Below are 18,118 nucleotides of genomic sequence, written 5' to 3'. Positions count from 1 at the left end.
CATCCGCGTGACCCAGTTCCGCGCTGACATCATGTTTCAGCCCCCGGAAACACCGCTGATACCCGGCAGGCTTAGCGTATGTCCAGGAGAAGGAATTCCCCGATCTCTCACAAGGACCTGAGAACACCATGAACAGCCTGTCGATCACCCCGCAACTGGAAGACCACCCCGCCCTGCTGGTGCGCAAGGACGCGCTGGCCTACGGCTCCGCCCTCTACGCCCGGCGCGCCTACCGCCCCGGCGAGGTCATCGCCCGCTTCGATGACGCCAGCGACGCGGCGCAGAGCTACCTGACGGTGCAGGTGGGCCCGGAGCGCCACGTGCTGCTGGACATGCTCGGCAACCTCAACCATTCCTGCCGCCCCAATGTCGCGATCGACGCCGACGCGCGCACGGTGACGGCCTGCCGCGCGATCCTGCCGGGCGACATGCTGAGCTTCTTCTACCCGTCCACGGAATGGGACATGGCGCGCCCCTTTGCCTGCCAGTGCGGCGAACCGGAGTGCGTGGGCTACATCGCCGGCGCGCGCTACCTGTCCACCGACACGCTGTCGCGCTACAAGGTCAGCCCGCACATCATCGGCATGATCGGCGCGGCATTGGCCGGCCAGCGCATGGATTCCTAGTCGCCCGCGCGGCTGGCGGCCAGTGCCTCCAGCCGCGCGCGCGCCTCGGGGTGCGCGTCGAGCCAGCGCTGGAAGCGCGTGCGGTCCAGCGTCAGGAAGACACAGTCGGTCAGGGTCAGGACGCTGGCGTTGCGCGGCGCGCTGGACAGCAGCGCGGCCTCGCCGAAGGCGTCGCCGTGATGCAGGCGCGCCAGTTCGATCTCCTCGCCGTCCTCCTCGCGCCGCACCGACACGGTGCCGCGGGCGATGATGTAGAAGCGGTTGCCCACGGCACCCTGGCGGATCACCTCGTGCCCCGGGCCGCGCCGATCGGTGACGAACTCCTGCGCCAACTGTCCCAGCAGCGCCTCGTCCGCGCCCTCGAACAGCGGCTGCTCGGCCAGCCATCCGGCGGACACCGCCGCGCTGGCGAGGTCGTCGCTGACCACCACGCCCTGCTGCTTGCGCCACATGCGCGCGTAGAGACCGTTGGCCGCCAGCAACTGCTCATGCGAGCCCTGCTCGGCGAGGCGCCCGGCATCCAGCACGACGATGCGGTCGCATTCGCGCGCCTGCGCCAGCTGGTGCGTCACCTGCACCAGGGTATGGCGACCGCGCAGGTCCATCAGGGTTTGCGTGACCGCACGCTCGGCCACCGGGTCCAGCGCGCTGGTGGCCTCGTCCAGCAGCAGCAGGTCCGGCTGCAGCAACAGCACGCGCGCGATGGCGATGCGCTGGCGCTGGCCGCCTGAAAGCTGCTGGCGGCCAGCGCCTACCGGCGTGTCGTAGCCCTGCGGCAGGTCGCGCACGAAGGCATCGGCCGCAGCCAGGGCCGCAGCCTGCTCCACCTCGGCATCGCTGGCTTCCGGCCGCGCGAGACGGATGTTGTCGCGCAGGCTCGCCTCGAACAGCGTCGAGTCCTGCAGCACCACGCCGACGCGGCGGCGCAGCGAGGCGATGGACAGGCCGCGCAGATCCTGGCCATCGATCAGCACACGCCCTTCGGAGGGATCGGCGAAGCGCGCCAGCAGGCGCAGCACCGTGCTCTTGCCGCAGCCGCTGGGGCCGACGATCGCTACCGAGGAGCCGCGTTCCACGCGCAGGCCCAGGCCATGCAGCACGACCTGGCTGCGATAGCGGTAGGTGACGTTGTCCAACTCCAGTCCGCGTGCCAGCGGCGGCATGTCGATGGCATCGGCGCTCACTACCACGCTGGGCCGCTCGTCGAGGATCTCGCGGATGCGGCGCATGCCGGCGCCGGCCTGCAGGAAGGTCGGCACGTTGGCGGTGAGCGTCGCCACCGCCGCCCCCAGGCTCAGCAGCAGGGTGTTGAAGGCCACCAGGGTGCCGATGCTGATGCGCTGGTCGAAAGCCAGCTGAGCGCCCCAGGCCAGGATGCCGACGTGGAACAGCAGCACCATGACATTGGGCGCGCGCTCGGCCAGGTAGCTGATGAAGTTGAAGCGCCGGCTGGCCTCGGTGAAGGACTGCAGATGCCGGTCCATCTGCGCCACCGCCCGCGCCTCCAGGCCCAGGGCTTTCACCGCCTGCTGCGCGCTGAGATTCTCCTGCACCACGCTCAGCACCTCGGCGTCGCGCTGCCGTGCCTCGTAGCCCAGTGCCGCCGCGCGCGGCAGCAGCAGCCGCGGGCCGACCAGGCAGAACGGCACGGCGATGGCGGTGACCGCCGCCAGGCCCGGATCGAGCCAGACCAGGGCGATACCCACCAGCACCAGGCTCATCGTGGCGCTGAGGCTGTTGGGCAGCGAGCCGACGACGACGTTCTCCACCGAGGCCAGGTCGGTGGAGAAACGCCCCATGAGATCGCCGGTGCGCACGCGGCCGAAGAAATCCAGCGACAGCGTCTGGATGTGCGCGAACAGGCGCTGGCGCACGCCCTGCAGCACTGCAGAGCCCAGGCGCGCGTAGAGCCAGTCGCGCCACACCGTGGTCACCGCCGCGATGGCGACGCCGCCGACCAGCAGGCCCAGCGTCCAGCCCAGCAGGCGCCGGTCGCCGGGCACGATGGCGCGGTCGATCAGGAACTTGATGCTCAGCGGCAGCGCCGTGTGGAACGCCACATCGACCATCAGCCCGGCGATGACGCCGGCCAGCAGCAGGCGGTGCGGCGCCAGGAAGGGCAGCAGGTCGGACAGGAAGGAGCGGAAGCGCATGCCCGAATCCTTGCAGCCCCGATGCCTGCGGCGCAACCATCGCCTGAGCGCCGCTTCAGCCGACCCTACTCCGGCGGGACGAGGCTCCACCCTCCCCGGGCCGGCATAGTGGCCTGAAACTACCGCAGCACCGCGTCCCGAGGGGAGACACAGGATGGCTGGCAAATCGGATTTCGCACCGATCGTGATTTCGTACATCGCCTGCAGCGCCGTGGCGCTGGCGGTGATGCTGGGCCTGGGCCTGCCGCAGCCCTGGGACGCGCTGGCCGGCGACGTCGCCGCCACCTTCGTGATCTTCGCCTTCAGCCGGCGCTACAGGAATTCCAGCTTCTATGACGCCTACTGGAGCGTGATCCCGCCGCTGCTGGCGCTGTACTGGATCTGGCTCAACCCGGATACCGGCGCCAATACCCTGCGCGTTGCACTGGTGACCGGCCTGGTCTGGCTCTGGGCCATCCGCCTGACCGCGAACTGGGCCACGTTCTGGGGCGGCCTGCACCACGAGGACTGGCGCTACCCGCTGATCCGCGCCCGCGCCGGCAAGGCCGAGCTGCTGGCCGACTTCTTCGGCATCCACCTGTTCCCGACCTTCCAGGTGTTCCTCGGCTACCTGCCGATCTACGCCGTGATCCGCTATGGCCAGGGCCCGCTGGGCTGGCTCGATGCACTGGCTTTCGTGGTGACGCTCGGCGCCATCACCATCGAACTGGTCGCCGACCTGCAGCTGCATGCCTATATCGCGAAGAAGAAACAGCCGGGCGAATTCATCACCAGCGGCCTCTGGGCCTGGTCGCGCCACCCCAACTACTTCGGCGAGCTGAGCTTCTGGTGGGGCCTGATGCTGTTCGGCCTCGCCGCCGCGCCGCAGTACTGGCTCTGGCTGGTACCCGGTGCGCTGGCGATGACGGGAATGTTTGTGTTCGCCAGCATCCCGCTGATGGACCAGCGCAGCGTCGAGCGCCGCCCGGCCTACGCCGAGCACATGCGCAAGGTCTCGGCCCTGGTGCCGTTGCCGCCGCGCAAGTAGGCGGCGCAGGGCGAGGCGGCGGGGCTTTCGCTACACTCCGCCGCCATGGCCCAGACCGCTACCCTGCATCACTTCGCGATCCAGCTTGCCGACATGGATCGCGGCGTCTACGAAAACTTCGAACTGCGCGTGGCGCGGCAGCCCTCGGAGACGGCCGAATTCATGCTGACCCGCGTGCTGGCCTATTGCCTGGAGTACCAGGAAGGCATCGTGCTGACCGAGGGCATCGCCGCGGTGGACGAACCGGCCGTGGTGGTACGCGACCTGACCGGTCGCACTACCGCCTGGATCGAGGTCGGCGCGCCCGACCCGGAACGCCTGCACCGCGGCGCCAAGCTGGCCGGACGCGCCGCGGTCTACACCCACCGCGACCCCGCGCAGTTGCTGGCGCAGTACGAGGGCCAGCGCATCCATCGCGCCGCCGACATTCCGGTCTACAGCTTCGGCCGCGACGTCATCGCTGCCATCGCCGCGAAGCTGGAACGGCGCAACAACCTGTCGGTCACGGTCACCGAGCGGCAGCTCTACCTGGATACCGGCGGCGACAACCATACGATCGCGATCGTGGAGCAGCGCGCCGGCTAGACCGTGCGCTGCCAGGGAGGAGCGGATGGCAAGCGACTGGCAGGCGGCACGGCATCTTCGCGGACAGGCGCAGGGACACTATGAAAGCTGGTTCCTGCGCGCCAATCACCCGCAGCGCGCCGAGGCCTTCTGGCTGCGCTATACGATCTTCGCCCCCGAGGCCCGGCCGGAAGCGGCGATCGGCGAACTCTGGGCCGTGTATTTCCACCGCGAGCAGGGCCTGCTCTGCGCCGCGAAATCCGAACTACCGCTGGCCGACTGCACCTTCGCGTCGCAGGGCCTGGATGTCCGCATCGGCGGTGCGACGCTGCAACCCAGCCGCGCCCTGGGCGAGGCACGCGGCCCTCAGCACATCGGCTGGGACCTGAGCTACCAAGGTGGCGGCGCGCCCCTGCTGTTCCTGCCCGAATCGCTCTACGAGGGCGGTTTTCCCAAGGCCAAGGCGGTGACGCCGCGGCCACTGGCGCGCTTCGCCGGTACGCTGGAAGTGGACGGCCGCCGCATCGCCATCGACGACTGGGTCGGCAGCGAGAACCACAACTGGGGCCGCAGGCACACCGACCGCTACGCCTGGAGCCAGGTCGCCGGCTTCGACGACGCGCCGGAAGCCTTCTTCGAGGCGATCTCGGCGCAGCTGAAGATCGGCCCGCTGCAGACCCCGCGGCTGACGATGCTGGTGCTGCGGCTCGACAGCGAGGAATACCGCCTCAACACGCCAATGCAGGCGCTGCGTGCGGACTGCGACTGGGGCTTTTTCGACTGGCGCTTCGACAGCCGCCGCCGCGGCCTGCGCATCCACGGCCGCGTGTCGGCACAGCGCGGCGACTTCGTCGGCCTGCGCTACATGAACCCACCGGGCGGCGATCATACCTGCCTGAACTCGAAGATCGCCGCCTGCGAGCTGACGCTGGAAGTGGCCGGACGTGCACCGCGCCAGCTACGTACCGCGAATCGCGCAGCCTTCGAGATCCTCACCGACGAGACGGATCACGGCATCAGCGTCGTTGCTTGAGCCGATGCCCGACGTCGACGATCGCGGCGATGGCAGGCTCCAGTTTCGCCCCCAGCTCGCTCAGCGAATACTCGACGGTGGGCGGCGAGCTGTCGATCTCCCGGCGGACCACCACGCCGTCGCGTTCCAGCTGGCGCAGGCGCGTCGTGAGCACCTTGGCCGAGACACCCTTGATGTCGCCGCGCAGCTCGCTGAAACGGCGTGGCCCGGAACGCAGGTACCAGATCACGTGGGGGCTCCACGCGCCGCTGATCAGGCGCATGCATTCGCCCAGGGGGCAGACCTCCGGAGGCTGCTCGACCCTGCTCCTGCGCAGCTTGATCATGGCTTCTCCACGGACACGGTTACCCGCAGGTAACCCGAATATTTGCGCCGACTGGTTACCAGCGGTAACCAGCGCAGTATAGTGCCGCCACCTTCGGACCAGGAGCCTTCGCATGTGGCAGGACACCGCGGTGAGCCGGAAGCTGGGATTGCGCTACCCCATCGTGCAGGGCCCCTTCGGCGGCGGCCTGTCCTCGGTCGACCTGCTGGCGACGGTCGCGGAAGCCGGCGGCCTCGGCTCCTTCGGCGTTCACCACCTGGAGCCCGCGCAGATCCGTGAACTCGACGCAACGATCCGCACGCGGACGAGCAAGCCCTATGCGCTGAACCTCTGGGTCTCCAACCATGACGAGGGCGGGCTGAGGCTGAGCGCGGCGCAGTTCGCCGAAGCCATCGAACGCTTCCGTCCCTACTACGAGGAACTCGGCGTCGAGCCGCCGTCGATGCCGGCGCGCTACGGCCAGGACTTCGAGGAACAGGTGGAGGCGGTGCTGGAGCTGCGCCCTCCGGCCTTCAGCTTCGTCTTCGGCATTCCCTCGGCGCGCATCCTCGCGGAATGCCGCCGCCGCGGCATCGTCACCATCGGCGCCATCACCACCATCGACGAGGCCGTCGCCATGGAAGCGGCAGGCGTGGACCTGATCGTCGCCAGCGGCATGGAGTCCGGCGGCCACCGCGTGTCCTTCCTGCGCTCCGCCGAGGACTCGCTGACTGGCAGCTTCGCCCTGATACCGACGGTCGCCGACCGCGTGAAGACGCCGGTGATCGCCGCCGGCGGCATCGCCGACGGGCGTGGCATCGCGGCGGCGCTGACCCTGGGCGCGCAGGGCGTGCAGATCGGCACCGCCTTCCTCGCCAGCAAGCAATCCGCGGCCAGTGCCGCGCACCGGCGCATGCTGTTCGACGAGCGCAACCGCTACACCGCGCTGACGCGTGTGTTCAGCGGCCGCCTGGCACGCGGCATCCGCAACCGCTTCCTGGAGGAGATGACGGCCTCCGGCATTGCGCCGCTGCCCTACCCCGTCCAGAACTGGTTCACCGGCAGCTTCCGCAAGGCCGCGGGCACCCAGGACCGCTCCGAGCTGATGTCGCTCTGGGCCGGCCAGGCCGCGCCCCTGCTGCACCATCACGACGCGGGAGAACTGTTCGCAAGCCTGGTGCGGGACACCGATGCCCTGTTAGCCCCGAGGGCGGGTTAAACACCCCGGCGGACCGGATAGAATGCGTCTCTAATCCGCGACCGTCTCGCGGCGGTGCGCCTGCGATGTCCCTCCTGTTCCATTTCCTGGCCTGGCTGCCGCTGGTCGTCCTGCAGGGCCTTGGCGCCTTTGCCGGCTGGCTGCTGTGGGTAACGTCCTCCTCGCGCAAGCAGGTGGCGCTGCGCAACATCAGCCGCTGCATGCCGGAGCTGTCCGCGGCCGAGCAACGGCGCATCGCGCGCGCATCGCTGGGCCACGAGATGAAGACCTACATCGAGACCGCGCGCGTCTGGCTCGGCCCCGGCAACTCGGTGAAGAACGCAGTGAAGGAATGGCGCGGCATCGAGGTGCTGGAGCGCGCCTTTGCCCAGGGCAAGGGCGTGATCCTGCTGACCCTGCACCAGGGCGCCTTCGAGGCCGTGGCGATCCCGATGTCCGCGAACTTCCCCTTCTACGGCATCTACAAGCCGCAGAAAGGCGTGGTCAACGACCTTTCGCTGAAAGGCCGCCGCCGTTTCGGCGGTCGCATGGTCGCGGCCGAGGCCGGCGTGCGCAAGGCGGCACTGCCGCTGCTGGCCGAAGGCCTGGGCGTCTACTACATGCCCGACCACGATCCGCCGCCCGGCCGCGGCGTGTTCGTGCCCTTCCTCGGCATCCCCGCGCATACCCCCACGCTGATCGCGCGCCTGGCGCGCGAATCCGGCTCGCCGGTGGTGTTCATGTTCGGCGAGCGCCTGCCCTGGGCGCGCGGTTACATCGCGCACTACGTCGAAGCCCCGGCCGGGCTCGACGATGCCGACGTGGAGAAAGCCACGGCCGCCATGAACCTGGGTCTGGAGCGCTGCGTGCGCGAATGCCCGGAGCAGTACTGGTGGGGCTACAAGCGCTTCCGCCGCCAGCCGCCGGGCACGCCCGATTTCTATCGCTGACAGCGCGGGGCCTTGAACCCGCCGCGGTTGTGGCAGTCTGAGCGACATCGTCCACCGCAAGGCCCCCGCATGACCCTGCCCCGCAGCGACGGTCCGCTGTTCATCGTCCTCAATGCCGGCTCCGGCAGCCAGGACGCCGCGCAGACCCAGGCGCAGATCGCCGCACTGCTCGACGAAGCCGGCCGCAAGCACCGCTTCCTGCCCGCCAACGGCGGCGGCATCCTCGCCGCCGCGCAGCAGGCGGTCGCCCTGGCCCGCGAACAGCAGGGCGTCGTGGTGGCCGCCGGGGGCGACGGCACCATCAACGCCGTGGCCCAGGCCACCATCGCGGCCGGCCTGCCCTTCGCGGTGCTGCCGCAGGGCACCTTCAACTACTTCGGCCGCGCCCACGGCATCTCGCAGGATACCGCCGAGGCCGTGCACGCCCTGCTGGGTGCGACGCTGCGCCCGGTCCAGGCCGGGCTGGTCAACGACCGCCTGTTCCTGGTCAACGCCAGCCTCGGCCTGTATCCCAAGCTGCTGGAGGACCGCGAACTCTACAAGCAACAGCTCGGCCGCAGCCGTCTCGTCGCGATGCTGGCCGGGCTGGTGACGCTGCTGCGCGAGGCGCGCCAACTGGACCTGTGCATCGAGCAGGACGGCGAGGAGCTGTGCCTGCGCACGCCCACCCTGTTCGTCGGCAACAACCGCCTGCAAATGGAGCAGATCGGCATCGCCGAGGCGCCAGCCCTGTCGGCCGGGCGGCTGGTGGCGATCATGCTGCGCCCGATCGGCAGCCTGCGCATGCTGGGCCTGCTGCTGCGCGGCGCACTGGGGCGCCTGGGCGACGCCGACACCGTGACCAGCTTCAGCCTGCGCAGCCTGACCGTGCGCACCAGGCGTCCGCGCCGCATCAAGGTCGCCACCGACGGCGAAGTGTTTCACATGAATACCCCGTTGCAGTTCCGCGTCGCGCCGCAGCCGCTGCTGCTGATGGCCCCGGGCGAGGCGGACCGCCTGGAGCCGGCATGACCCTGCTGCTGCAGCTTTCCGACCCTCACTTCGGCACCGAGCGTGCGCCGGTGACCGCCGCGCTGCGCGAGCTGGTGGCACAGCAGCAGCCGCAGGTCCTGATCGTCTCCGGCGACGTCACCCAGCGTGCCAGCGCCGGGCAGTTCCGCGCCGCACGCAGCTACATCGACGCGCTGCAGATCCCGGCGATGCTGGCGGTGCCGGGCAACCATGACATTCCGCTGCTGCGGCCACTGGCGCGCTGGCTGCGTCCCTATGCCGCCTGGCACAGGGCCTTCGGCCCTGATCTTGAGCCGGTGCTGGACCTGCCGGAAGTGCTGGTGCTGGGCGTCAACACCACCCGCCCGCGGCGCCACAAGGACGGCGAGGTCTCGGCGGCGCAGGTGCAGCGCGTGGCACAGCGCCTGCGCGCGGCCGCACCACGGCAGCTGCGCATCGTCGTCACGCACCAGCCGGTACACGTCGTGCGTCCCCGTGACGAGCACAACATGCTGCGTGGCGCAGCGGCCGCGGCGCGTGCCTGGGTCGAGGCCGGTGCCGACCTGGTGCTGGGCGGCCACATCCATTTCCCCTCCGTGGGTCTGCTGGCCGACCGCTATCCGGATCTCACACGCCGCGCCTGGGGTGTGCAGGCCGGCACGGCGGTGTCGCACCGTACCCGCTCCGAGGTGGACAACTCGGTGAACCTGCTGCGCCACGACGCCGCGGGCGGACGCTGCACGGTCGAACGCTGGGACTATCGCCCGCACAACCGGCGGTTCGAGCTGGCCCGGAGCAGCGAACTGGAACTGGATCGCGGCGCCTGAGCGATCCTGCGGCCTTCATCGCCACGCATCCCCTGGCGATGTTCTCCCTGCTCATCGGCCACAGCCGCATCGTGCTGCAGCCGCACTACTTCGGCGACGTGCTGGCACGGCAGCCCGCCAGGACGCGCCAGACCTGACAGTCCGTTCAGGTACCGTTCCCGCGCTCGTCCCGATATCGTTGGCGCCCATCGACGAAAACCGCGGGAGAGCGGCCGATCATGAAAGCGTGCCTGAGAAAGTATCCGCTGCTGTTGTCGCTGCTGCTCGCTGCCTGCGGCGGCGGAAGTGGCGGCAGTGAAGGCACGCAGGTCCGGGTCTCGCCCGACAATGTCGTGGCCACCGCAAAGACCACCGGCATCGCACCCCGATCCAGGCTCGACGTCAGCGTCGATCATCGCCCGGGGCGCACGATCTCCCCCTTCGTGGAATACACGACGGCCGGTATCGCGCGCGTCCAGGTGGTGTTCACCTCGGAGACCTCCGGCAGGGTTTCGATTTTCTTCCAGGATCCCGATCTGCTCGGGCCCGGCACGTACGCCGATCGCCTCACCCTGAAGATCTGCTACGACGCAGCTTGCAGCGAACAGACCGTCGGCAGCCCGCGGCAGATCGAGGTGAGCTACACCGTCACCGGCGCCGCCGCGCCGCCGCCGGAGGCCGACATCGCCGATACGGCCGCCCCTGCCGACGGCGGCAGCGCGGCGGTGACACAGCTGCCGATGGCAGATCACAACGTCGTCGACGCCGCCTACAGCAAGTCGCTGGAAGCAGTGGTGATGGTATCCACCCAGCCCGCCAACGCCTTGTACGTCTACGACACCGCCAGCGACACCGAGCGCATGCTGGCCCTGTCCGGACCACCGACCGCGCTGTCGCTGAGCCCCGATGGCCGCACCGCCGCGATCCTGCTGGACGGCTCCTCCCTGGCCTACGCCGAACTGACGGCGTCGGGGGACCTGGCTGCGGCCAGGATGCAGCCGCTGTCGGTGCTGGCCTCGGACCTGATGCTGGGGGCGAATCGCATCGTCCACCTGCTGCCGGCACCCTTCGCCTTCGGCGGCTTCATCACCTCGATCAATCTCGACACTGCCGTTCCGCACTTCAGCGAGGGCGGCGTGCCGAACGACATGCAGGGCGTGCTGCACCCTGCCGGCAACGCGATCTACGCCATGCCGCCGCTGGCCGCGCCCGGCGACATCCTGAAGTACGAACTCACCGACAACGGCGCCCGCAAGCTGTACGAGTCCGCTGACGACGGCGCACACCCCGGCTGCGGCAATCTCTGGCTGTCGGCCGGCGGCAACCGCATCTACAGCGCCTGCGGCAATGTCTTCCGCGCCTCCGACTACCGCGTCAATGACCTGAGCTACATGGGCCGCATCGCCTTGTTCGGTCCTACGGGCGGCATCCAGTCACTCAGCGATTCGACGGCAGCTGGCGAGATCGCACTGGTCGAGACCCGCTTCGAGGGCTGCTATCGCGCGCCGCTGGCCGAGTGCAGCAGCCGCATCAACCTCTATGACCGCGGCACGCTGGCTCCGGCGGGCAGCTATGCGCTGCGCGCCGGGGACATCGGCGGGTTCGTATTCCACGACAGCGACGGCGACCGTCTTTATGTCGTCGCCCGCGTCTACGCCGACCCGAGCCTGCCGCCGGCGGGACCCGCCAACCTGTTGCTGAAACTGTCGAAGGAACCCTGACAGCCCCGCAGCGTTCAGGGGCCGGACCTGGCCGACAGCTGCAGTGGCGCCGCGCCATACATCGACGACGCCCGCGGATTTCCCGCAAGCGCCCGCGCCCGCTCCGCCGTTGCCTGCTGCGCCTGCCCGGCCTGGGCCAGCGCCTGGGCCAGCACCCAATGCAGCTCCGGCGTATCCCAGCCAGCGGCGGCTTCCGCCTGCAGGCGCCGCACGGCTTCGGTGGCCTTGCCGTTGAGCATCAAGGCTTCTGCCAGGGCGATACCGGCTTCGCCATAGGGGCGGTTGTGGTCATTCGCCTGCGCCAGCCGCAGGGCCACAGCGGCCTCGCCGGGACTGTTCAGGTAGTGATCCAGGGCGTGGCCGGCGGAAGCCTCGGGAAACGCCGCCAGCCGCTGCTCATACAGCGTGCGCGCCTGCGCCAGCAGTTTCGCGGCACGGTCGCCGTGGCCGGAATGTGCTTCCAGCGCCGCCAGCGCATCCATGAACTCGGGCGCGCCGGTGCGGCGCACGATGTTCTCGTAGGCGCCACGCGCCGCTTCGGTCTCGCCCATCAGCGCCTGCACTTCAGCCAGGTGCTCGTCGACCAGCCACCAGCCCGGCAATGCCTCCGCCGCCGCCAGGTAAAGGGCACGTGCCTGCTCGTAGCGACCCTGGTCCAGTGCCACCAGGCCACGCTGCAGCTTGAGCCAGGCACGCATCACCGCCGAGTCGCCGTGGTAGCGCTGCTCGGCCGCCTCGAACAGGGCCATTGCCTCGGCCGGCGCACCGCTGCGCGCGCGCAGCAGGGCCATGCGGATATAGCCCTGCGGCTGGTCCAGGCGATTGAGCTGCTCGCGGTAGGTCGCTTCGGCCTCGCGGTAGCGCCCGCTGTAGAAAGCGATGTCGGCCCTCAGGCCGGCCAGTTCGTCGGCGTCGACGGCAGCGGCACAGCCCTCCAGCACCCGGCCGGCGGCGGCGAGCCGATGCAGTGTGTAGTGCCAGCGCGCGAGCGGCAGACAGCGGATGGTCGCCTTGGCGTCCGCCTGCTCGATGACGGCGCCAGCGCGGGCGTAGTCGGCGTAGTCACCGCTGAGCCGCGCGCGCTCCAGCAGCAGGCGTACCCGCTCGTCCGCGCTCGCTGGCGCCTTCGGCGGCCCTTCCGCGGCCAGGGCCTCGTCGTAGGACTGCAGCAGTTCCGCATAGCGCAGGGGTCCGGAGGCCGCCTGCGGGGCGGCGGCGGTGGTAGCCGATGTCGGTGGCGCAGGCGTGCAGGCGCAGAGCAGCGATGCCGCGGCCAAGACAAAGCCCGGCGCGAGGCCGGGCTTGCCCGCAGGACTCAGGGGCATCAGAGGTTTTTCGCCCGCAGGAAGGGGAATGTGGTGACCCGGGCCGGCGCCGGCAGCACGCTGCCGTCGGCCGTGACCAGCGCCGCCGGATTGAGCGGCAGGCCGGCCAGTGTGTTGATGGTGTGCGGCGGCGCCGTCGCCGGCGGCACCGGCACGCTGATGTTGAGCAACGCGGCGGCGACCAGGCGATCGACCACCGGATCGTCGAAGTAGCGGCCGTTCGGCCAGCTGTCCGGCAGGGCGTTGTTGGGATTCAGCGAGATCACGTCCGGCAGCACCACCCCGGCGGCCTGGGCCAGGCAGACATCGATGTTGGTGGCATCCGGCGTGGCACCCTGAACCGAACAGGTGGTCAGGCCGAAGCTGCGCAGGTTGGGTCCCAGTTCGAAACTGATCAGCTTGAGCCGCGCGACGAAGCCGGCACCGAAGTCCGCGGCGTCGCCCGCCGGATCGGCACGGTTGAAGGCGTCGCGCAGGGTGCCGTTGGGATTGGCGGGATTGCCGGGCGCGGTCGGCGCCGGTGTCGCCGAAGAAATCAGCACCGTCGCGGTGGCCGGCTCCCCCATCCGGTCCACGCGGAAGTACTGGCCCGGTGCCGCCGTCTGGAACGCAAAGGGACCGGTGTCGATGTCGCCGTCTGCCGAACCGACATCGTCGTCGTCATCGCAAGCGCTCAGACCCGCGATCGCGACCATCAGCGCCGCCGCAAGGATTGATTTCGGGTTCATGGGACTCACTCCACGAGGCGAGAGGTGGTGCCCCAGAACCTGACCGTGGGGCGTGGGCCGCCGCCCGGTGGCACGGGGGCAATGGCATCCAGGTCCATTTCAAAGACGATGATGCTGGCGTTGCGGCCTTTGAAGCCGTCGCGCCCCTTGGAGAAGGCCGGCACGGCCTTCACGGTCGCAAACTCCAGGGTTCCGCTCGACACGTCGCTGGCGCCGAAGGTGCCCAGGGTGGCGACGAATCCGGGGAAGTCGAAGAAGAACGGGTCGTCCCTAAGGCCGGCAAACGCACGCAAGCCGCCGGGGCTGGTGAACACCGTCTCCGCCGGCCCCGAGAATGTCGCCGTCGCCCCCGGCACAGCTTCCAGCTGCAGGCCGCAGTTGCCGCGCGCACTGCGGCCCAGCCGCGCACGGACCGACCGCACGGGGTTGACGTCGCCGCCGTCGTTGTCGAAGTTGAAGGTGTAGAGCACCCGCGGATCGCAGAAGAATCCGAAATCGATGCGGGTCAGCGGCAGCGGCCGGTTGCCGAAGCTCATCGCCGCGACCAGGCGGTTGGGCCGGTCCGGGGCGCGGAACAGGTAGACATCGGCGATGTCGGCGGCCGGATCGCCGGTCGGCCCGGGGGATTCGGCATGGTCGGCGGCCCACGACGGCGTGCCTGCCAAGCCGAGAACCAGGGCGGCGAGCCCCGCGCACAGAAAGTGACGGTGCTTCATCGACGTTCCTCCCGTTGTACCGGTGGACCCAAGGTAGAGCCAGAGCACTCTAGGCGCTTCGGAGCCGATTTGCCACCGCAGGCATCGATTGACTACAGCGCCACGAATGGCGCGCCTGCAAGCCGGCTGCACCACAAAAAAAACGCCCCTCAAGGGGGCGTTTTTTTGACACGACCAGCGACTGCCTAGGCGGCTTCGGCCGGGGCCGGGTTCGCCGTGTTGGCGGAGAAGGTCGGCGCCTCGGGGTAGAACTGCTTGAACCAGTGGCGGAACTGGATGACCGGACCGTCGCCGTCGCAGAGCAGCGGGTTCGGACGATACTTCTTGTTGTTCCACACGATGAAGTCGACGCTCTCGAAACCGGCGCTCTCCTCGCCCTCGGCCGCACCGATCATGTGATCGATGATCTTCCGGGAGACGTGCAGTTCCTTCGTGCCCTCGGCGTAATCGACGTGGCGGAAGGACATGTTCATCTGCGTCTTGTCCTTGGTGACCGGCACCGTGTACGACATCATCGTCGCGGTCACGCCTTCCTGCGTGAAGCGCAGCACGTTCAGGCCCGGGCCATAGGACTTGCCGACGATATAGCCCTGGCCGATGTTCAGCGTCATCACCGGGCCGTCGTAGGTGGCCTCGACCGGCGGGATGCCCGCGGCACCGTGCAGGAACTTCAGGTGCGCGGTGTCGACGCCGTTCTCGGCGATCTCCTGCACGCAGGTGTTGGCGGTCCAGGAGCCGCGGCGCGAACCGGTGAAGCCGCTGGCGTCCTCCATCTCGGGGATGTACGGCAGGTCCCAGCTCGGCGCCTCGCAGGCCGGGTGGTACCAGGCCCAGATCATGCCGTACTTCTCCACCACCGGCAGGGTGCGCAGGATCGGCTGCAGATTGGTGATGGGCGGCTTGCGCTTGCCATAGGGCACGGTCTTGCACCAGCCCTCGGTGTCATATTCCCAGTGGTGGAACGGGCAGCGCAGATGCTCGCCGCAGACCTTGCCGCCATGGCCCAGGTGGGCGCCCAGGTGGGGGCAGTACGGGTCGCTGACGCCGGCCTTGCCGCCTTCGGTGCGGAACAGCACCCACTCCTGGCCGAGCAGGTCGATGTTGCGCAGCTCGCCGGGCTTGAGGTTTTCGGAAAAATCGACATGGAACCAGCCGCTCGGAATCGGGAACGGGGCGCGTTCCAGATTCTTGGATTCCAGCAGAATCTTGAGGTTGATGGGTTTGCTCACGGTTATCTCCTGCAACTCTTACGCGCCGGGGCGCACCTGATGAATTCCCTGTGCCACGAAAGGAAAACTGGAACGTGGGGTGAGTCTGAGAATGCTACGAAAACCCGCTCGGGGCCTTCTTAGAATGCATCTTGCGCTCCGACACGTTTTAGGGCATGCATTTGCACCCCGGAACACCCCGCTACACTGCCCTCCCCTTTCACCGGAACCGCCCGATGCGCAAGCTTGCCGCCTGGACCCTGGGCCTGACCGCCGCCCTGGGCGCGCTGTACTGGTGGTATGCCGCCGACAGCCGCATGCCGGCCGACGCCGATTTCGCCCTGGACCTGGCTGAAATGCGGCGCCTGGCCGACAGCCTGCCCGGCGACAAGCCGGGCGAAATCCGTTACGAGAAGGTCACGGCCTTCGCCTTTCCCGGCGCCATGATCGTCGCCGGCGATGCCTGGGCGAAGCAGGAGATGCCGGTCTACGCCTACCAGCTGGTCTACCCGGACCACACCGCGATGATCGACGCGGCCATGACCCGCGACCTGGCCAAGCCGGATTTCATGATCCCGTACTTCGACGAGGCGGCCCAGCACCGCGTCGAGGCCGCCCTGGAGCGCGCTTCCTTCATCCTGATCACGCACGAGCACAGCGACCACAGCGGCGGCGTGCTGCAGCACCCGCGACTGGCGGCCCTGCTGCCGGCGCTGAGGCTGACCCAGGTCCAGCTCGAGCATCAGCAATACATGAAGCCTGCGACCGTCCCCACGGCCACCTTCGCCGGTTACCAGCCGCTGCGCTACGAGCGCATGGCAGCGGTCGCACCGGGTGTGGTCGCCGTGGCCGCGGCCGGACATACCCCGGGCAGCCAGATGGTGTACGTGCGCCAGGCCGACGGCCGGGAGCTGCTTTTCCTTGGCGACGTCTCCTGGAAACGCCGTAACATTGCCGCGCAGCGCGAGCGCCCCCGCTTCGTCACCGAATGGCTGATCGGCGAAGATCGCCATGCGGTATTCGGACAGCTCAAGACGCTGCATCGCCTGGCCGGGGAGGCACCCGGCCTGAAGCAGGTACCGGGGCACGACGGCGAAGCGATCGCCGAACTGACAGCCGCCGGATTTTTGAAGGCAGGATTCATACAGACAGGAAGTCCATGAGCAAGACCGTACTCATCACCGGCGGCAACAGCGGCATCGGTTTCGAAATGGCGCTGGCGCTGGCCGCGCGTGGCGACCGCGTGATCATCGCCGCCCGCGACGAAGCCAAATCCGCCGCCGCCGTCGCAAGCATCAAGGCAGCGCATCCCGACGCCCAGATCGCCGCCGTGAAACTCGACCTGGCCGACTTCGGCCATATCGACCGCTTCACCGAGTACCTGCTCAAGCGCGTCCCGGTGATCGACGTATTGATCCTCAACGCCGGGCTCTACACGCTGAAGCTGCACACCCTGCCCAGCGGCTACGAGGCCATGATCGGCGTCATGCATTTCGGCCACTTCCGACTGGTGCAGCGCCTGCTGGACGCAGTGGTGGCGGCACCGCAGGGACGCATCGTCGTGACCAGTTCGGTGATGCACAAGCTCGGGCGCATCGACGCCCGCAGCTTCACCAACCCGAAAAAGCATTTCAGCGGCCTGCAGGCCTACGGCCAGGCCAAGCTCGCCAACCTGCTGTTCACGCGCGAACTGGCGCGGCGGCTGAAAGACACCCGCGTCACGGTCAATGCCTTCCATCCCGGCGCCGTGGCGACCGACATCTACCGCCAGGTTCCGGCAGCACTGCGTCGTCTGGCAACGGCCTTCATGCTGACACCCAAGCAAGGCGCCGATACCGCGGTCTGGATGGCCACCGACGAGAAGTTCAAGGGCGTCACCGGCAAGTACTACGTCAGCCGCCAGCGCCGTCGCGGCAGCGCCGCCAGCCGCGATCCGGAACTGGCCGCCAAGCTCTGGCAGCTCAGCGAGAGGGCGATGAAAGCCAGCTGAAGCGACGTACGCCAGCGGTGGCGGCGGCGTTCGCCACCCGCTCCGCTTCCAGCACCTGCAGCGCATCGGCAATCGCCTGCTGGTGCTGCCCAAACTGCTCGAAGGGAGTGTCGGCCGGGACCTGTTGCGGCGCACCGTAGCAGACGTCGATACGAGAGAACGGCTTGGGCAGGCGGAAGGAATCCCAGCTGCGGAAGCTCCAGTAGCGCTGCGGAAATGCCAGGTACGGTATCACCGGAATCCCGGCCAGCCGCGCCATCTCGACGATGCCCGGCTTGACCTCGTGCGCCGGCCCGTTGGGGCCGTCGACGGTGACCGCCCCGGGCAAGCCGCTGCGCAGCGCCTCGATCATCTCGTCCTTGGCTTCCTTGCCGCCCTTGTCGACACCACGCTTCTTCGAGCTACCGCGCACCACGTGGTGCCCGAGCCTGCCGCAGAGATAGCTGACCGGATCGCCGTCGCGCGAGCGCGAGACGATCACCGTATGGCGATGTCCGGTCTGGGCGAGGATGCCGGCGAACAGGTTCTGGTGCCAGATCGCCAGCACGTAGCCGTCGCGCCCCAGCGGGCCCCGGTCCGGCGCGGCACCCACCAGCCGGAAACGATAGGTAGAGGCCAACAGGCGCACCAGTCCATAGACCAGACGCAACACCAGGAACTTGATCATTGGGAAATGCCGACCGTCGGGAAATGACCCCATGGAGGGGAATCCGCGGCAGGCTGAATGCCCCAGGCTGCGGTCTGCCCGGGGAGTACGAAAACTGCCGGGGACGGCAGTC

The 18,118-nt window shown here is 68.9% G+C and carries 18 protein-coding genes; 11 read left to right on the top strand and 7 right to left on the bottom strand.

The window, feature by feature from the left end:
• The first annotated feature begins 128 nt into the window (after window positions 1-128).
• Complete coding sequence (locus D0B54_RS08320; RefSeq protein ID WP_117290875.1) at window positions 129-626, top strand: SET domain-containing protein; 498 nt, start codon at window positions 129-131, stop codon at window positions 624-626.
• Here D0B54_RS08320 and D0B54_RS08315 read toward each other — a convergent pair.
• Window positions 623-2,779, bottom strand: a complete 2,157-nt coding sequence (locus tag D0B54_RS08315) for an ATP-binding cassette domain-containing protein (RefSeq protein WP_162932301.1) — start codon at window positions 2,777-2,779, stop codon at window positions 623-625. The two genes, D0B54_RS08320 and D0B54_RS08315, sit on opposite strands and share 4 nt — an antisense overlap.
• Window positions 2,780-2,933: 154 nt before the next feature.
• Between D0B54_RS08315 and D0B54_RS08310 the strand changes: the two genes are divergently transcribed.
• Genes D0B54_RS08310 through D0B54_RS08300 form a run of 3 tightly spaced genes read left to right on the top strand, consistent with a single transcriptional unit; the run spans window position 2,934 to window position 5,403 of the window.
• Complete coding sequence (locus tag D0B54_RS08310; RefSeq protein ID WP_117290873.1) at window positions 2,934-3,806, top strand: DUF1295 domain-containing protein; 873 nt, start codon at window positions 2,934-2,936, stop codon at window positions 3,804-3,806.
• A gap of 45 nt (window positions 3,807-3,851) precedes the next feature.
• Complete coding sequence (locus D0B54_RS08305) at window positions 3,852-4,391, top strand: YaeQ family protein (RefSeq protein WP_117290872.1); 540 nt, start codon at window positions 3,852-3,854, stop codon at window positions 4,389-4,391.
• A gap of 25 nt (window positions 4,392-4,416) precedes the next feature.
• A complete protein-coding gene (locus D0B54_RS08300; RefSeq protein ID WP_117290871.1) occupies window positions 4,417-5,403 on the top strand; it encodes a hypothetical protein in 987 nt (328 codons plus the stop codon).
• Here the strand turns inward: D0B54_RS08300 and D0B54_RS08295 are convergent.
• Window positions 5,387-5,728, bottom strand: a complete 342-nt coding sequence (locus D0B54_RS08295) for a winged helix-turn-helix transcriptional regulator (protein ID WP_117290870.1) — start codon at window positions 5,726-5,728, stop codon at window positions 5,387-5,389. The two genes, D0B54_RS08300 and D0B54_RS08295, sit on opposite strands and share 17 nt — an antisense overlap.
• A gap of 112 nt (window positions 5,729-5,840) precedes the next feature.
• Between D0B54_RS08295 and D0B54_RS08290 the strand changes: the two genes are divergently transcribed.
• The 5 genes from D0B54_RS08290 to D0B54_RS08270 all read left to right on the top strand — a co-directional run bounded on the left by D0B54_RS08290 (window position 5,841) and on the right by D0B54_RS08270 (window position 11,372).
• The gene (locus D0B54_RS08290; RefSeq protein WP_117290869.1) at window positions 5,841-6,926 is read left to right on the top strand and encodes an NAD(P)H-dependent flavin oxidoreductase; all 1,086 of its coding nucleotides are present in this window, start codon (window positions 5,841-5,843) and stop codon (window positions 6,924-6,926) included.
• A gap of 65 nt (window positions 6,927-6,991) precedes the next feature.
• Window positions 6,992-7,855, top strand: a complete 864-nt coding sequence (locus tag D0B54_RS08285) for a lysophospholipid acyltransferase family protein (protein WP_117290868.1) — start codon at window positions 6,992-6,994, stop codon at window positions 7,853-7,855.
• Between the two features lie 69 nt (window positions 7,856-7,924).
• Complete coding sequence (locus D0B54_RS08280; RefSeq protein WP_117290867.1) at window positions 7,925-8,866, top strand: diacylglycerol/lipid kinase family protein; 942 nt, start codon at window positions 7,925-7,927, stop codon at window positions 8,864-8,866.
• Complete coding sequence (locus D0B54_RS08275) at window positions 8,863-9,672, top strand: metallophosphoesterase family protein (RefSeq protein WP_117290866.1); 810 nt, start codon at window positions 8,863-8,865, stop codon at window positions 9,670-9,672. Before D0B54_RS08280 ends, D0B54_RS08275 begins: the two co-directional genes overlap by 4 nt.
• 218 nt (window positions 9,673-9,890) lie before the next feature.
• Window positions 9,891-11,372, top strand: a complete 1,482-nt coding sequence (locus D0B54_RS08270; RefSeq protein ID WP_117290865.1) for a hypothetical protein — start codon at window positions 9,891-9,893, stop codon at window positions 11,370-11,372.
• A 14-nt stretch (window positions 11,373-11,386) separates the two neighbouring features.
• Here the strand turns inward: D0B54_RS08270 and D0B54_RS24235 are convergent, their stop codons facing one another.
• The 4 genes from D0B54_RS24235 to D0B54_RS08250 all read right to left on the bottom strand — a co-directional run bounded on the left by D0B54_RS24235 (window position 11,387) and on the right by D0B54_RS08250 (window position 15,370).
• Window positions 11,387-12,697 carry a tetratricopeptide repeat protein gene (locus tag D0B54_RS24235; protein WP_162932300.1) on the bottom strand — a complete coding sequence of 437 codons (1,311 nt, stop codon included), beginning with the start codon at window positions 12,695-12,697 and terminating at the stop codon, window positions 11,387-11,389.
• Window positions 12,697-13,425, bottom strand: a complete 729-nt coding sequence (locus D0B54_RS08260; RefSeq protein ID WP_117290864.1) for a hypothetical protein — start codon at window positions 13,423-13,425, stop codon at window positions 12,697-12,699. The genes D0B54_RS24235 and D0B54_RS08260 overlap by 1 nt, the downstream gene beginning before the upstream one ends.
• A 5-nt stretch (window positions 13,426-13,430) precedes the next feature.
• Window positions 13,431-14,141, bottom strand: coding sequence for a DUF4331 family protein (locus tag D0B54_RS08255; RefSeq protein ID WP_117290863.1), 711 nt, complete (start codon window positions 14,139-14,141; stop codon window positions 13,431-13,433).
• 185 nt (window positions 14,142-14,326) lie between these two features.
• Window positions 14,327-15,370, bottom strand: coding sequence for a Rieske 2Fe-2S domain-containing protein (locus D0B54_RS08250; protein ID WP_117290862.1), 1,044 nt, complete (start codon window positions 15,368-15,370; stop codon window positions 14,327-14,329).
• Between the two features lie 215 nt (window positions 15,371-15,585).
• Here D0B54_RS08250 and D0B54_RS08245 point away from each other — a divergent pair, with 215 nt between their 5' ends.
• The gene (locus D0B54_RS08245) at window positions 15,586-16,512 is read left to right on the top strand and encodes an MBL fold metallo-hydrolase (protein ID WP_117290861.1); all 927 of its coding nucleotides are present in this window, start codon (window positions 15,586-15,588) and stop codon (window positions 16,510-16,512) included.
• Window positions 16,509-17,339, top strand: coding sequence for an SDR family oxidoreductase (locus tag D0B54_RS08240; protein WP_117290860.1), 831 nt, complete (start codon window positions 16,509-16,511; stop codon window positions 17,337-17,339). Before D0B54_RS08245 ends, D0B54_RS08240 begins: the two co-directional genes overlap by 4 nt.
• Here the strand turns inward: D0B54_RS08240 and D0B54_RS08235 are convergent.
• A complete protein-coding gene (locus tag D0B54_RS08235) occupies window positions 17,311-18,006 on the bottom strand; it encodes a lysophospholipid acyltransferase family protein (protein ID WP_162932299.1) in 696 nt (231 codons plus the stop codon). The genes D0B54_RS08240 and D0B54_RS08235 overlap by 29 nt on opposite strands.
• Window positions 18,007-18,118 lie beyond the last annotated feature (112 nt).

The organism is Solimonas sp. K1W22B-7 (assembly GCF_003428335.1).
Classification (GTDB): domain Bacteria; phylum Pseudomonadota; class Gammaproteobacteria; order Nevskiales; family Nevskiaceae; genus Solimonas_A.
Note: the sequence above shows the minus strand (reverse complement) of the source record. Positions and strands in the feature narration are given on the sequence as shown.

Excerpts from the sequence above, each read along its gene's own strand:
- D0B54_RS08320 (WP_117290875.1), top strand. The coding sequence starts at position 129 with ATGAACAGCCTGTCGATCACCCCGCAACTGGAAGACCACCCCGCCCTG.
- D0B54_RS08315 (WP_162932301.1), bottom strand. The coding sequence starts at position 2,779 with ATGCGCTTCCGCTCCTTCCTGTCCGACCTGCTGCCCTTCCTGGCGCCG.
- D0B54_RS08310 (WP_117290873.1), top strand. The coding sequence starts at position 2,934 with ATGGCTGGCAAATCGGATTTCGCACCGATCGTGATTTCGTACATCGCC.
- D0B54_RS08305 (WP_117290872.1), top strand. The coding sequence starts at position 3,852 with ATGGCCCAGACCGCTACCCTGCATCACTTCGCGATCCAGCTTGCCGAC.
- D0B54_RS08300 (WP_117290871.1), top strand. The coding sequence starts at position 4,417 with ATGGCAAGCGACTGGCAGGCGGCACGGCATCTTCGCGGACAGGCGCAG.
- D0B54_RS08295 (WP_117290870.1), bottom strand. The coding sequence starts at position 5,728 with ATGATCAAGCTGCGCAGGAGCAGGGTCGAGCAGCCTCCGGAGGTCTGC.
- D0B54_RS08290 (WP_117290869.1), top strand. The coding sequence starts at position 5,841 with ATGTGGCAGGACACCGCGGTGAGCCGGAAGCTGGGATTGCGCTACCCC.
- D0B54_RS08285 (WP_117290868.1), top strand. The coding sequence starts at position 6,992 with ATGTCCCTCCTGTTCCATTTCCTGGCCTGGCTGCCGCTGGTCGTCCTG.
- D0B54_RS08280 (WP_117290867.1), top strand. The coding sequence starts at position 7,925 with ATGACCCTGCCCCGCAGCGACGGTCCGCTGTTCATCGTCCTCAATGCC.
- D0B54_RS08275 (WP_117290866.1), top strand. The coding sequence starts at position 8,863 with ATGACCCTGCTGCTGCAGCTTTCCGACCCTCACTTCGGCACCGAGCGT.
- D0B54_RS08270 (WP_117290865.1), top strand. The coding sequence starts at position 9,891 with ATGAAAGCGTGCCTGAGAAAGTATCCGCTGCTGTTGTCGCTGCTGCTC.
- D0B54_RS24235 (WP_162932300.1), bottom strand. The coding sequence starts at position 12,697 with ATGCCCCTGAGTCCTGCGGGCAAGCCCGGCCTCGCGCCGGGCTTTGTC.
- D0B54_RS08260 (WP_117290864.1), bottom strand. The coding sequence starts at position 13,425 with ATGAACCCGAAATCAATCCTTGCGGCGGCGCTGATGGTCGCGATCGCG.
- D0B54_RS08255 (WP_117290863.1), bottom strand. The coding sequence starts at position 14,141 with ATGAAGCACCGTCACTTTCTGTGCGCGGGGCTCGCCGCCCTGGTTCTC.
- D0B54_RS08245 (WP_117290861.1), top strand. The coding sequence starts at position 15,586 with ATGCGCAAGCTTGCCGCCTGGACCCTGGGCCTGACCGCCGCCCTGGGC.
- D0B54_RS08240 (WP_117290860.1), top strand. The coding sequence starts at position 16,509 with ATGAGCAAGACCGTACTCATCACCGGCGGCAACAGCGGCATCGGTTTC.
- D0B54_RS08235 (WP_162932299.1), bottom strand. The coding sequence starts at position 18,006 with ATGATCAAGTTCCTGGTGTTGCGTCTGGTCTATGGACTGGTGCGCCTG.